Genomic DNA, 14,970 nt, shown 5'->3' with positions numbered 1-14,970 from the left:
ACTATGAAAAATGATGCTGAATCTGCACTTGAAAATAAAGTAGAGCTGTTTGCAGAGTTTGAAGTTTATGAAGCACGATTCCGAATCGTGCTTCAAAAGAATAAAGAAGTTGGCGTAAAAGTATCTGGACATTGGGTCAATACGGACTATACCTTTGTATTTAGTAAACTAGCACGTTATTTTGATATTGAGCTTCCTAAGTTTTTCGATTTTGAGTTATTTATTAAAAAAGTTGAATTAAGCTATGCCAGTAATCAAAGTGAATTAGCATTTTTCGCCCGAATAAAAGGCTTTGGTGATTTAAAGTTAGATTCATCCCTCTTAAGTGACATCAATCAACGTCGTTACTCTATTTCATTAGATTTTAATCAAACGTTATATTTGAAACAGATTCCAATTATAGGTCAGTTTTGTTATGATACTGACGGTTTTCATTTTGAATCGATAGCTTTGGATTATCTACCTCATCAAAATGTAGTGTTTAAGTTTCTCTCAAAGTTGATAATTATGAATACTGAACTTCCGATCAATGCAAAATATGAGAAGAGACTTACTGAGAGGCTTATGAATGAACAACAAGACAAAACAATATGTTGGCTTGATGTAAATAAAGCCTTTAGTGTTTTGTATTTGTCAAGAATTGGAGTAATGCTAGACGGCTCTGATGGTGATTCACGTATTTATTTATTTTTAGATGCTAGTTTTTCCATCTCTAAGGTACGCTTTGACTTTTATGAATTATACATATCAACCTCTTTAAAAAATCTTAAGGATATTAGCTTTGGTCTAAGTGGCTTATTAGTTTCGCTTAATACCTCAGCTTTTAGCTTATCAGGTGGATTATATAAAACGAATGATGATTTCTATAATGGTACGTTATCATTAAAAATAGGTACATTTAGTTTAGATGCTTTAGCATCTTACGGTGAACTAAAGGGAAGTAACGAGAAATCTTTCTTTGCCTTTTGTATGATTTCAGTTCCAATTGGTGGACCACCATTTTTTTATGTGAACGGATTCGCGTTAGGTTTTGGGATTAATCGCTCTATCGTGCTACCAGAGTTAAACAAAATTGCACAATTCCCACTTGTAGCTGCAGCTAGAGGTGAAAGCAAGGAAATATCAGCTAAATCAGAGCCTAATAAAGTGTTAACGACACTAAATCAATATATTAAACCTGAATCAGGTCAATATTTTGCAACAGCAGGGATAAAGTTTCTAACTTTTGGGATATTAGAAAGTTTTGCCTTACTTAGCATTGAGTTTGGTAACTCTACTAAGGTTTCATTATTAGGATTATCTACTGCTACCATGCCACCACTGTCAAAATATGATCAATCTATTATTTTTGCAGAATTAGCACTAAAAGCGACATTTGATCCTGAACAAGGTGAGTTACTAATAATGGCTGCTTTGACCGATCGTTCATTCTTATTTCATCCAGACTGTAAGCTAACAGGAGGGTTTGCAGTAGGTTTTTGGTATAAGGGCGATTATAGTGGAGACTTCATCGTTACGATAGGTGGAGTACATCATCCTGATTTTATCAATATACATTACCCAACAATACCTAAGCTCGGCATATCTTGGATTATTAATAATAATACTTCGGTAAAAGGTTCAGGCTATTTTGCATTAACTCCTTCCTGTATTATGGCTGGTATTGATATCGCATTGACATTTGAGCTGGGAAATCTTAGAGCCTGGTTATCGGCAGGGGCTCAATTTTTAATAGCTTGGAAACCCTTCTTTTACGATGTAAATTTATACGTGAGTGTCGGTGCATCTTATTCACTAAAGATATTATGGTCTAGAGTTACCTTTAAAATTGAACTTGGTGCAAATCTACATATTTGGGGACCTGAGTTTTCTGGCACTGCAAGAATTAGTTGGTTTATTATTTCATTTACTATTAGTTTCGGTGCTAATAGCTCACAAACTAGACCTAATATCCAGTGGAATGAGTTTGTAGAAAGCTTTATTCCAGACGCAGTAGATAAGAAGAATGTACAGTCAAATTCTACATCTATTCATAATCAATTTAGTGCAGATGTAAACAAAATATCCATTTCAAATGGATTAATTATGCAGATATTAGAGGAACATGATGCTGATCAACATATTATTGATATTGTAGATGGTTTTCGCTTACTCATTAATATTGAATCACAGCTTCCATTTTCAAAAATGTCCTTTGTTCATGAGGATGATTCATATGGATTAGAAGGAAATAAATTTGGAATACCACCAATGGGATTGCAGGATGTCAATATAGAGTTAGAGGTTACGCTCAGTAAAGCTGATTCAAATGATGTGATTTCATTAGATAGCAAAGAGGAGGATACAAGCAGTAATTTTATTATTCAGCCCATAGTAAAAAATGCACCAGCCGCATTATGGGGAAATTCTCCCATTACACTTAATTCATCTTTAATGAACCTACCTTTTGGAATAACCATCTCTTCAAATACCGATAAATCAAATAAAAATACGATACCAAAAGAAGGGAAATATAGTGAAAGTGATCTACTTGATCATGAAATAATACCACGTGGCTGTAACTATACCGTTCCTGACCATATTCCAGAAGAAACTTTTCCTGATGATCCAAAACGTATAATTGAAGCATTAGAAGAGACGATTATAAATAATGATTATCAAAAAAATATACTATTGTTAACACATGACATATTTGATACAGAATCAACGATGAAGCTAACTTCATTGGATAAAAACGCTAAATCTGTTTTATTTGCAGTTCCTAAACTTAGAACAATTGGTAGCAAACAAACTTATGCCTAGTAGGAGATATAGCTATGGATAACAAAATCACCTTTTCGCAGCAATCTCAACCTTCAATTAAAGCGGGCAAATATACCATTAACGTGAATACTAGTAGTACAATTCCTGCACAATTTAAAGCAATATCAAAAGAGATTGTTGTAACATCCAATCGTTTTCAGCTAAAACCTGATGATGTGTATAGTGTGTATCCTCAACAAAATGCAATAGGAGAGTATAACGAAAGCTTACCTCATATCGTACTAAATCGACGGACCTTGCCGTGGGAAATAGATGTCCTTCAAACAGATAGCTCAGTGCCTTGGATGGCATTACTTGTATTCGATCAAAGTGAAGGAATTGAAGTTATTCAACAGACCGTAAATAATTTAAACATTAGCGATGAAACGACGTTAACACCTAAGCTGAAAAACATTTACAAAGAACAACTTAACCTTTCATGCAATGTTATAGACATACCAGTGGAATTAGCATTACACATTCTCCCTTATCAGGACGAGCTCTCTTTGCTTACACATGTAAAGGGAGTAAGTTTGGATGATAAAGTAACAGATTCAAATGTAACAGACAGTTACTTTTCTACGGTAGTAACCAATCGTTTAAGTCGCACACCTGTTGACGAGGAGGATTCTATTAAACATCTGGCTTGTTTAGTTTCATTAGAGGGATATGACAATTTAATCATTGACTCTTCATCACGTGAGAAACATCTAGCTGCATTTAAACAGATTAGATTTATTGTACTCAGTAGCTGGAACTACTATATAGCTAAGAAAACATTTGACTTTAAAAGCACAGTCGAGAAATTAGATGTAGATGTGATTTCTACATTCCAGATGAGATTAAAAGAAGATGTATTATCAAATGAAGCAGAGCAACGAGTTGAAGCATTAAGAAAGCTAGCATATTTTCCAATGAACCACCATTTTCGAGATGGCAGTAGGCTTGTCTCATGGTATCAATCGCCATTCATTCCATATATTGAAGTTAGAGCCACTTATGAATGTGCGATGTTTTCCGATCAACTATTAAGCTATGATCCAAAAATAGGCATGATGGATATAACCTATGCTGGTGCTTGGCAGCTTGGACGTTCACTGGCATTAGCTGATTTAGCATTTGCTACTCAAATTATGGCTTGGAGGAAAATGCATCAAGAGCTATATTTCAAATCTCTTCACACTAGCTTTATTCAAAATCAGTTGTATCAAGTACAGTTACTTACTAGAGATAAAGATATGAATCAAGATGACAAAATTGCACCTTTACTTGAGTATATTAAGAAACATTATCCTTCTAAGCAAAATAGCGTATTACAACAAAACCCTCAACATAATCGAAAGATTCAAGATAACTTTAAAATGCTTATAAAGGAGATGATGAAAAATAAAAGCTATTGAAATGTGGAAGGAGCATATAAAAAAAATAAAGCAGCAAGAGCCCTTAATCTTCGACGAACTCTCAACACTCTATAACAAGGAAGAAATTGATCCCTATGATTCTGACGATGCTATTGCAAAATGGTTGAGTCAGCGTCTACTACTCGTAAATATACCTTTTCAGTACTTAATTCCATCACCTAATATGCTACCTGAAAACACCATTCGTTTTTTTCACATAAATCCTAATTGGTTAATGGCATTAATTGATGGAGCATACAGCTTGGGGAGAACGAGTAGTATGGATTTAACACATGATAAAGCTATGATTAATGATTTATTTGATAGAGCAAATAAATCAAGTCAATCCATTAGACCTTTATTGCAAAGCAAAAAAATCCATTCAGAAGATTTATCTAAGCAAATAGAGCACTATGGTGGTTTTTTATTGCGTTCTCCTCTTGTAAGAGGATGGAGAGGACTAGAATTTATTGCCAAATCAAGTGACGAAAACCAGAATGATAAAGTTATCACAGCACTTCGAATTGAAACGATTGCAGACGATGTTCTTATAGGTATATATGAAGAGATGCCATCTAAATTAGAAATCGCTCAGCCTCCAGAAGGCATGCATTTTGGCATAAATCTCGGTAAAGATCACAATGAAAAGGCTATGCGGAATTTTGAAGACGGAAAAATATTTATGCCACAAAAAATGATTGTTGTACCGATGAAAAATAACACATATAGAACAATTGACGTCGTAGCTACAGCTACTAATATTGAAAAATGTTTTGAATTCGATAAAAAATCACAAAAAATTACATCGGCTGAATTTGCTTTACAAATGATTAAGTCTCCTTATAAAGCGGAAATATCAATTATTGCAGAAAAAGAAAACGAGGTGTTATTTAATGAGTAATTGTTCAGCTGAAGCGAGAAAGAGAGTATTAACCGAAATTAGGGACAATCAACATTATTTGGAGTTAAATCTTAACAACCCCGATCACTATGCCTACTATATGGATGGATTCGGTGGAGAACAACAATATTTCCAGAGGTTTCCACACCTAGTGGAATCCATTCAAGCGCTACAGGCTAATCCACAACAATCAAATAGTCAATTAAGAGGCGAGGTAAAAGAAGGCTTTTCAAACCTATATTCGTTAAATGACTTAGAGTTTATTTCACCTAATGAGCCAAACGTACTTAAACTTAACGAAAATGGCGAATGTGCCGTAATTCCGTCAGTGTTACTAAAATGTCAATTTGCAGAAAAGCAACATTCAATATTCGCAACTATTAATCTCTATAGAGAAGATGATGTATATATCGGCAGTAGTTATGTAGAAGTGCAAGATACAAATGAAATTAACGAAAGAAGCGATACATACCCCATCGAGTATGTGAACAATACTATTTATGAATACTCTATTTACTCTACCATTACTCCTGTATCTCAAAATGTGAATGGACTATTTGAACCAAGGCCAATAGCTATTGCTAATGTATCATTTGTAACGATCAAGCCTGAAGATATTGTCGAAAAGTTCACTTTAGATGATCCAATAATTAAAAACGGACATACTCATGATGAGGTATTTATTTCCTATCTTCGAGACGGTAATTTACCTGACTATGATTACTCTATAACCGAATATCCTTTTATTGATAATAAAAAAGAAAAAGTAAAAGTCAATATTCCAGTATCAGCCACTATAACAGTAAAAAAAGGTAAGTATATTGATATGACTGATACTCCTTTTGGGGCTATTGATCCATATAACGGGTACAAATTATGGATAACAAATTTTATATATGATCGAGATACGAGTCCAAGAAAAGGGTCAGTATATCATTATGGAAGAATTGAGGATATAAAACAAAAAGTGTTAGAAACGGATACAGAGGGTAGATGCACCAAGCTTAAGCTTACATTTCCAGAGTTTTGGAATACCATTATTAATATGGAAGAAGTAGGCTATAGTCCTAATGTTAAGTTAGATATTTATTTGCAGTTTAATTTACGGGTTTACACTGGTATATCAGTTAATTCCTTAACGTTTGCAGCCAAAAGCTATGCACAAGCAGGAGGCATTAATAGTATTCTCGTAAAAAAAATAAAAATTCAATGGGGCTGTTTCTCTAAGGATTCAATGTTATTAATGGCTGATAAGAGCTTAAAACGTGCAGACGAGATTAGTATTGGTGATGAAATACTCCTTCATGATGGTAGTAGTAAAAAAGTTGAAAATATTTACTCAGGATATCAGTCTAATCTGATAGAAATAAAAACGTCTACAAAAACTACACGCTTATCTCCAGGACATACGATGTCAACAAATGATGGGATTAAGCGAGCATATCAAATTAAAAAGGGAATGATGATGCAAACTGTAGATGGGTTAGAGGAAGTCATTCATGTAGCTTCAATTGACTATCATGATACTGTTTATAATTTCAAGTTTGATACGGATTCATTAATTATCGGTGATGGATTTATTGTAGGAGATTATTCTCTACAAAATAAGGAGGTCGAATTACTTGAAGTTTAATGTACACTATGCAACGATCAAATATATAGCAACAAAGGTAATTCAGAATGACTCATATGCTCAAACCCTTGCAACTAACTGTCAACTTATGAACGATATTTTTGAACAGGTTACATGCACTTATCCCCTCAATCAAGTACCAGAAGTTATTAAAAGCCGTAAACTATGTAAAATTAATGGAAATGAGGCACAAGTATCAATCACACCTACTAGTGTAGACATAAATAGTCCAGATATTAACGATCTACTATTAGATACAAAAGTTCAAGAGAGTCGATTAATTCCTTTTTCTTATTTTCCCGCTGAATATTCGGGTATTAAAAATGAATATGAAGTGAAACCTATCACAAAAATAAATTCTCATAAAGACATCGAAGAATTTCTTGACCACATACGAACACAATATTCAGAAGCTGTAGGAGCCAAAAATGATGTAGCAATTAAGCAAGCATTAAGAAAATTTGGTGTATTACTTCATATCGTAACTGATAGTATTAGCTATCAAAGATTTAATGGTTATGAATCAAAATATAATGATTGGACTATCGTTTCAGCTCAAAACAGTAAAAATTATAGTGATCTAACTAAATTTTATAGTGACCAGGGAGCAAGTATGCCAAATGTAGGGAAATATAAGGTTGGCACTCTAACTGAAGACTATAATCGACAATTTTACCTAAAGCTAAATAAAACAGAAAATGTTAACTATAACCAAGTTACCGCGCTTCAGTTTGAAGTGATTGCTGAAGCGATATATGATTTCACTTGTTCTTTTTTTGGTAAACAACCTGCATATGCCGACTGGAAAGAAAACTATTTGCCCAACTTACGTCTTTGCTGGTCTATAGACAGTAATGACCAAGAAGCAATATGTAAACATTGGAATGAGCAAACCAGTTTAAGGTATGAATATGACTTTATACAAGTCGTTCAAGAGATAACTGATAAAGATGCTATTTTTGATTATATTCTGTTTATTGATGATGTGAGGAAAAAAGCTAATTCTATAATTATTACAAACCCAAACCCAAAACCAGTATTAAAGCCTATTTCAGATTTAGAGATTAAAGATAACGAAAATAACTTTTGCCGTTTGTCTACGCCTTGTTATTTTGGATCTAAAGTTGAATTTATATTAAGTATTGATAATATCCAAAAGAATATTGGTGATGATTCAGTCATTATTTCAATCTATCAGGAAGATATTTTGCTACGGGAAGATTTTTATAGATATATTAATATAAAGGATATACAGCAATCTATTGTGTTAGAAACAATAGATAACGATTCACAACTAGAGTTTTATATAAAAAGTCCAGATAGTGCTACACATTTTAATATTAACTTTAGCGTCGAACTCATTGGAAATAACTCACTTATCAAGGATACTACACTTATTGCCCCACATGCTGATGATAAGATCATCAATATTTATAATGGATCAAACTCTCTCAATTATAGCTATCCTTTGAATGCAGTATATATTTCTGAGCAATTAAAAGGGAAATATTTAGATATTTTTACACCGTTTCATTTAAATATCGATCTCGACAAAGAAGTAAAGCTTTTAAACGATTATAAATTTAATTTATATATCGTATCCTCAGATAAAACTACTAACTATTCATATTCTAACAACGATAGATACACTACAATTTCACAAGATAAAAGAACGGGTACCGTAAGTTTGAAGACATCTGATGAATGGAAAAATCAAATTCCAGTTAAATGCCTTGATTCCATTTTTGAATTAAAATATGATCTTACTCTAAATGTGTATTCAGAAAAAGAAGAAGGGTATCGCACAATAAATATTTCAGGACCAGATAAACATGTGAGTATAAAATATATAGTTAATGAGTAAAGGTGAGGATTTTGTTTGAATATAAAAACGATACAAACTGACAACGTTCTATGTGTTCCTATATTCACCCAAGCTTTACTTGTAGGTAGCCCTACAAGTAAAGCTAAATTCTCAAACATAAATGATAATTTTGCTCTTATAGAAAATAATCCATTAGGTGATAAAGTACAAGGAGACATTTTCGCTACTAGCGATACGATAAGTGCTGGTATTCACCTAAATTGGTTATTGCCTCATAGCTTGAGGAAGGGCATTCAAAAGAATCAAAACGAAGAGCCTGTTTATCCCAAGGTTCCTAATCGTTGGGTTGTCACGCGTCTTTGGAGTTCACTTCATGCAGATACAGCTGTTAATATGAAGCAATGGATTGTCGAAAGTAATGTATTACTAGAGGAATGTGATAAAGAATCACACAATCAACAAAGCTTAACATTTCCATATAAGGAAGACCCTTTAACGCCGTATCGTTTTCTTGGACGTTCATATGCCGTTGGAACCGCAGTTGAGAAAGCGAATGAATATGTAGAAGATTTAACTGCAATAGGTTATGGTGACCCCTTATTCCCAGTGATGTACCCTTATCATCGAAATGTCTTTGGATTTTACGATAATTTGGTATTAGATGATGGTACAAAGCTTGAAAATGCAAGTATAAATTATGTTGTTCGGGGATATTATGCCGACCAGAACTTACTTCTAGATTCAGTTGATGAATGCATAGATAGATTTGGCTGGCTCGCACCAAAGGATGCCGTTTTTCCTGCTACAATTGTACTTCATGGCTTACTTGAATCAATTAAGTGGATTAATTTCGACACGGATTACAGTGAATCAACTTACAATAAATTAACACAGCCTAAAATTGCAGTTGGCAATACATCAGCAGAGGCTTTAGCGGCCATATCGAACCAATCCATTCCAAATAGTGAAGACCTATTCACCATTCTATTACATAATCAAATATATGATTGGACTCAAATTAATGGTGTGTTGAATAGCGAATATAAAAAACATGAGCTGAGATTTGAAAAGTCGATTGAGCAGAAGCGTTACGAGCTTAAAGCATTATTAGCTGTGTCCGATCAAAAAGATCTTTCTCAAAATGAACAGCACTTATTTCGTGCGTTACAGCATCATCATAACGAGCTAAAACAGCTGTTCTTCAAGCTAGAGGACATTCGAAAAAATTTATATATAAACTGGAATAAATACATGTTAACCATAGTAAATAAAGTCATAATTAAACCTGTTGATCGAGAAAAATTAATAGAGCGATATCGATTAGATATTGAAGCAAGCTTTTCTGATATTGATGCTATCATCGAATCGTTTCATCATGTTGAGCAAGTATGGAAGCAAACTGAAACTGAGCTCAAGGATAAACTAAGTGATCAGTATGAGATTTTCCAAACGGTTAGCGACCATTATTATGAACCAAATGAACCTGTTGTCTTACTGAAAAATGTGAGTAAAGGTGCTCAATTTAAAACACTACAAACGTTTCAAGATGAGGACCGACTAAAAACCCGAGTTCTGAGCGATGTATTAACATCAATCGATTTTAGAATAAAGTATAAAGATATCGATTATACTTTCCCTATCAATCTAAGTTCAATTATTCCAAGTATAGATAAAAATACGCTCTATTTGGATATATTGCTAGAGGCACTCCTGTTTTCATCGTTATCTATACACGCTATAACTCAATTTGTAATTGCAGAGCTTAATCTATCAGACATTTCACCGACTGCGTATCAATCAATTAAAGATCAAGTTACAGCATTTCATCTAACTATACGTCAAAGTTGTACTGAAAATGAACTTAATTACCCAGCACCTACTACTTTTACTTCATATGAATACCCTTGGAATCCACTTGTTTTAGCCTGTGAAGTAGCATTCTATCCTGACGAACACCTTCTCGATGAATATCCTTCACTTGATAATTGGAAGCTTAGTTATATTGATTATGAATACATTGGAGAGATGTATACTGATTCAAACAAGGCTATTATAACTAGTAAAATAATTACAACTCCATTAATAACTGACCACTTACAATTCATGATTAAAACACAATTAGGAGATGATACATTAGATCATTTAGGTGAAATAAACGATTTGAATATTATTTCACAATCTATCAATAGTTTTAATGAGATCTTCTTAATGAATGAGTTAAGTATTAGGTTTCCTCCGTTTGTTATTAATGAAGGTGATCCACGGCTTGCAGAAAAGGTTGCCAAGCAATTAGACCATTTTCACTACAGGAGACCTTTATTTAATGAATTTTATTCACCTATACGTGCGGGCTTTATGCGTTTAGATGAACTTAGATTGATTGATACCTATGGACAATGTTTTGATATTGATATCAATAAGGTTGCAATAGCTGAGAATATGTATTGCAAGAAATTTGCAGAAGCAAATTTAATTATGATGCCTCCGAGATTTATACAGCCTACAAAATTAGATATTAATTGGCTCGATGCTATCACGGGTGAACACTGTAACTTTAATCTATCAGATTCACCTGTTTGTGGATGGATTATTCCAAATTATTTAGACCAAAGCTTATTAATCTATGACAAAAATGGAGAGATGCTTGGTTCTTTAGTCGTAACAGGTTTCGAGGATGAAAAAATCCAGTGGCGTAATCGACCAGGTTCATCTGAACATAGTCAAAAATATTATGGTGTACACGCTGAAGCGCTGCCAGCTGAGATGGATAAAGAAATGAAAAAATTTATCCAAGAAATATTAAAAAGAAATATCGAAAGTAAAGAAGATGTCCTTACACCCTTGCTAAAAATAATGGACAAGGCTAACGGATATGAACACCCCTATGAAGCAGTTGAAAGTAGCGGGTTAAGTTTATTTATTGGTCAGCCACTAGTTTTAACTCGTGCTCATATTGCATTACAACAAGCAGGAGCTATGTCAGCGTATATTTCAATTGATCATAATATAAAAAAACCTAATCCTATTAAGCCTTCTCCAGTGAAGCACTTTAATATGCCATTAATAATTGGGGAGAACAGTCATCTTAATGATGGAACTGTCGGATTTTTTATTAACAACGAAAAGGATACTTATTCAACCTTACACATCTGTGTTGAAGAAGATAATTTAACCTCAGATTATTTTAAAAGTAATAATCAAGTGCTTTTACAAGTAGAAGAAGTATCAGAAGGCTGTACGATTTCAATCCTTTCAAATCCTCTATCATCAGTTCATTTTATTAGCGGCATGCTTCCTATATATGACGTGAGTTTACCGCAACAGTTGGTTGAGAAGCAGCTGAACAAGCTTTATTTAACCTTTTTTGCTGGACCTTTACTTATTGGTGTTGAAAATTTTGTTACACCCATTTCTATTATCGAGAATAGAACGTGGTCCTATATCCATTCTAATGAGAAGCAAGAATGGGTTGAAACAAACAATATTGAACCTGCAAATGGAAATGCTTTTCTAGCGAAATATCCTATATCAATCGTGGAAGGTTGGTTTAAAATTAATTTGAATGAGGAGAAAAGAGATGAGTGAGGATCACCAATTTGTATTGGATTTAGATCATAATGAAATTTCTGTCAATGAAAGAAATCAAATCGATCAAATTAATGTAACAGAGAGTAATTTTTCATTTCAATTATTAAACCCGTCGAGATTTAATAAAATCGTTTTTGAAAATATAAATAATTATGATTCAGTGAAGATTCTAGAGCTGCTTCAAAAGAAAGAGAAGGTAAAAGGAACCTCATATATAAACTTTTTTTTTCCAATAGGGGAGAATGAACAGGATTTTATTGATATGAGTAACGCAAAGAAAATTAACGTTCATACTGAGAATGATAAATGGTCGGTATCCCAAGGTACCGTAACTGCAGGTTTCTTTAATATAGTAGTAAGCTGCTTAGATAAAACAGAGCTCAATGAATTGCTTAGTGTATATTTTAGATTTGACAATATTATCTCATATGCAAAAATCGGTCAAACCTGTGTTTATGTGAATATTGTAAATGTTATTGGTATAACTGAAACAACAAAAGTATTTTCTATAAGCAAAAGAGTTTCTTTACCAAAGGTTCATAAGTTTTTAAGCGAAAAAACGACGTTTAAGCCAGATCAGCAAACTGAGTTAGCATGGAAAATATCAAACGATAACTATGCTGTGCTTCAACCTGGCAATATATATGTATCTGAGCGTGCTAAATTAAATCAATTAACTGTTGATGTCAACAAAAATACTGAGTATCAACTATCAGTATATAGTGGGATGAATCACGATAGTGCCAGTGTAAATGTATATATTTCCCCACCAAAGATTGAAGGATTTAGCTATGATCCTAAAACGAGCAATGTAAGTTGGTCGACCAAATATGCATCGACTATTACTTTGTATACAGATAAAAAGGAAGTATTACTAGAGCAATCAGGCACAAAAATCATTACTATACCAGCTAATAAGCAAATAGCTTTAAAGGTTACGGGATATGAATATTCTGAATATGTTGTCATCCAGCTTGAGGGGTTATTAAAGTTTAATCAATGTTCATTTGAAATGAACATTAAGACGTTTGAAAGGTTCGTCATTACGGCTTGGAACTGGCATACTACTGCAGTAAATAGTCTTACTTTTCAATTTTCTGAAGAAACCGATTCGTTTACGACTTTGTACTGTGCTTCAACTGACTTAAACGGCTCTTTTGAATATGTTTCAAAAAACCTCCTTCTCAATTCATCCCTTTTTTGCGAGTCAAAAGAAGGAGCGTTTAAGTTAGATTTGGAGAGCATAAGGGGGGAGTACTAGTGGAGCGATTTATACAAGCATCGGTATATGGAAATAAATTTATTAACTTAAGTGAGAAAAGAGTATCAAAGGTTATACTTGAGCAAGTAAACCAGATACAAATTCAAATCAACAACGTAAGTAATAATAACAATCTTCTCATATACAATAACTTGGAAGAAGACGAAGAAATTCCTGACATAGATGAAGAGCAAACTAAAGTCTCCGTTATTTATATTTATTATCCTATTGGTGATACTGAAGCGCACTTAACGACTGAAGCTTATGCAAAGTTGATTGAGTGTTATCCTCCATTCAATTGGAAAGTAAAAAAAGCATTCCACCCGGAATATGGCACATATTTTAAGCTTGCTCCAATATCAGATGATTACTTAAAAGCTCGGGAGTGTACATTTATCGGTTTAAATAACATTATTGCAACTGGAACTTCTGAAAAGTTAGTCTATGTGGCAGTTAAGTTTATAAACATCACCCCCGAATCAAGCTCATTATCCGATCGCTTAACGGTAGGCTACACTAACGATACAGATTTCTTACCCTATTTTAAAACTAAAGGGGAATATCGCATTGTTGACTTCTCAAGTAATAAGACCATTGTTAGTTACGGGGACACGATTGTCCTACAGTGGAAAGTCGTAGGGCAGCCTCAAAGGCTTTTGCTTACACCAGGAGATTTTGAATTAAGAACTTCTAATGGAGAATTATCAATGGAAATCTATAATGATACTACTATTCGGTTGTATGCGATAGGTGATAATAAACAAGTGTCACAGCCTATTAATATTGAAGTCAATAAGCCAACTATCCATTCGTTTACTACAAATCCAACAGATTCAGGTGAATATAAATTCGGGGACACTATTACGTTCAAATATGATGTCAGTGGCACTGATCAAGTTTATATGAATCAAGGAATAGGGTTAACCAATAGTAACGTGATAGAACATATATTTTCACCTATCTTAGAAATCACGAAATATGATTTGATGTGTAAGACAAAGGAGGGACTTATTTCCGAATCTATTGCTATTACTTGCACAGATCTTCTTTTAGTTGAATATAAAATTATACCTAACGGAAACGTCTATCTGTTAAACTGGACTATATCTAATGGGTTTAACATCTCTGTCAGAACTTCAGATCATTCAGTAGACTCAACAGAAGCAGTAGGTACCGTTACCTTTAAAAGTGATGCACAAAATCTTACATTAACGATTAGCTGTGTAGGTACTGCGAACCAATCGTATCACAAAGAGATTACAATGAAATAAAACCTACAAATCTTCTATAGAAAAGAAAAGAGTATCAAGATAATCTTGATACTCTTAGAATTGCAGGGCAAATTGTCGGAGGACAACAATATATATAGATATTAATCCGTGCCTAGCACGGCTTTTTATTTTAACGATATAAGTTCTTGACCTTTGCTCGGGAAAAGAACTTATATCGTTAGCCGAAAATGGACAAGAACATGTATAGTTAGCCATAAATGTAAACACTTAAGGAGATAATTTCATCGGTAATTTATAGAAGTCGCTGGATTATTTATTACGGCCAAGA

General features: G+C 33.5%; 8 protein-coding genes. All 8 read left to right on the top strand.

Features of this window, described 5'->3' with window-relative positions:
- Positions 1-3: 3 nt before the first annotated feature.
- From NAG76_17500 to NAG76_17465, 8 genes are read left to right on the top strand one after another with little or no spacing between them, the layout of a single operon-like run.
- The gene (locus NAG76_17500; protein URN93609.1) at positions 4-2,802 is read left to right on the top strand and encodes a hypothetical protein; all 2,799 of its coding nucleotides are present in this window, start codon (positions 4-6) and stop codon (positions 2,800-2,802) included.
- 14 nt (positions 2,803-2,816) lie between these two features.
- A complete protein-coding gene (locus tag NAG76_17495) occupies positions 2,817-4,202 on the top strand; it encodes a hypothetical protein (protein ID URN93608.1) in 1,386 nt (461 codons plus the stop codon).
- Between the two features lies 1 nt (position 4,203).
- On the top strand, positions 4,204-5,103 hold the full coding sequence (locus tag NAG76_17490; GenBank protein URN93607.1) for a hypothetical protein: 900 nt from the start codon (positions 4,204-4,206) through the stop codon (positions 5,101-5,103).
- Positions 5,096-6,736, top strand: coding sequence for a hypothetical protein (locus tag NAG76_17485; GenBank protein ID URN93606.1), 1,641 nt, complete (start codon positions 5,096-5,098; stop codon positions 6,734-6,736). Before NAG76_17490 ends, NAG76_17485 begins: the two co-directional genes overlap by 8 nt.
- Positions 6,726-8,600 (top strand): hypothetical protein, encoded by a 1,875-nt coding sequence (locus NAG76_17480; GenBank protein ID URN93605.1) that lies wholly within the window; start codon positions 6,726-6,728, stop codon positions 8,598-8,600. Before NAG76_17485 ends, NAG76_17480 begins: the two co-directional genes overlap by 11 nt.
- A gap of 15 nt (positions 8,601-8,615) precedes the next feature.
- Entirely contained in the window at positions 8,616-12,146 is a 3,531-nt protein-coding gene (locus tag NAG76_17475; GenBank protein ID URN93604.1) for a hypothetical protein, read from the top strand.
- A complete protein-coding gene (locus NAG76_17470; GenBank protein ID URN93603.1) occupies positions 12,139-13,410 on the top strand; it encodes a hypothetical protein in 1,272 nt (423 codons plus the stop codon). The genes NAG76_17475 and NAG76_17470 overlap by 8 nt, the downstream gene beginning before the upstream one ends.
- Positions 13,410-14,681, top strand: coding sequence for a hypothetical protein (locus NAG76_17465; GenBank protein ID URN93602.1), 1,272 nt, complete (start codon positions 13,410-13,412; stop codon positions 14,679-14,681). The genes NAG76_17470 and NAG76_17465 overlap by 1 nt, the downstream gene beginning before the upstream one ends.
- The last annotated feature ends 289 nt before the right edge of the window (positions 14,682-14,970 follow it).

This window comes from Candidatus Pristimantibacillus lignocellulolyticus (genome assembly GCA_023639215.1).
GTDB classification, from domain to species: Bacteria; Bacillota; Bacilli; order Paenibacillales; family Paenibacillaceae; genus Pristimantibacillus; species Pristimantibacillus lignocellulolyticus.
This window is presented reverse-complemented; position numbering and strand designations above follow the sequence as displayed.

What these genes read in the sequence shown, in the direction of transcription:
- NAG76_17500 (URN93609.1), top strand. Translation starts at nt 4, where the DNA reads ATGAAAAATGATGCTGAATCTGCACTTGAAAATAAAGTAGAGCTGTTT.
- NAG76_17495 (URN93608.1), top strand. Translation starts at nt 2,817, where the DNA reads ATGGATAACAAAATCACCTTTTCGCAGCAATCTCAACCTTCAATTAAA.
- NAG76_17490 (URN93607.1), top strand. Translation starts at nt 4,204, where the DNA reads ATGTGGAAGGAGCATATAAAAAAAATAAAGCAGCAAGAGCCCTTAATC.
- NAG76_17485 (URN93606.1), top strand. Translation starts at nt 5,096, where the DNA reads ATGAGTAATTGTTCAGCTGAAGCGAGAAAGAGAGTATTAACCGAAATT.
- NAG76_17470 (URN93603.1), top strand. Translation starts at nt 12,139, where the DNA reads ATGAGTGAGGATCACCAATTTGTATTGGATTTAGATCATAATGAAATT.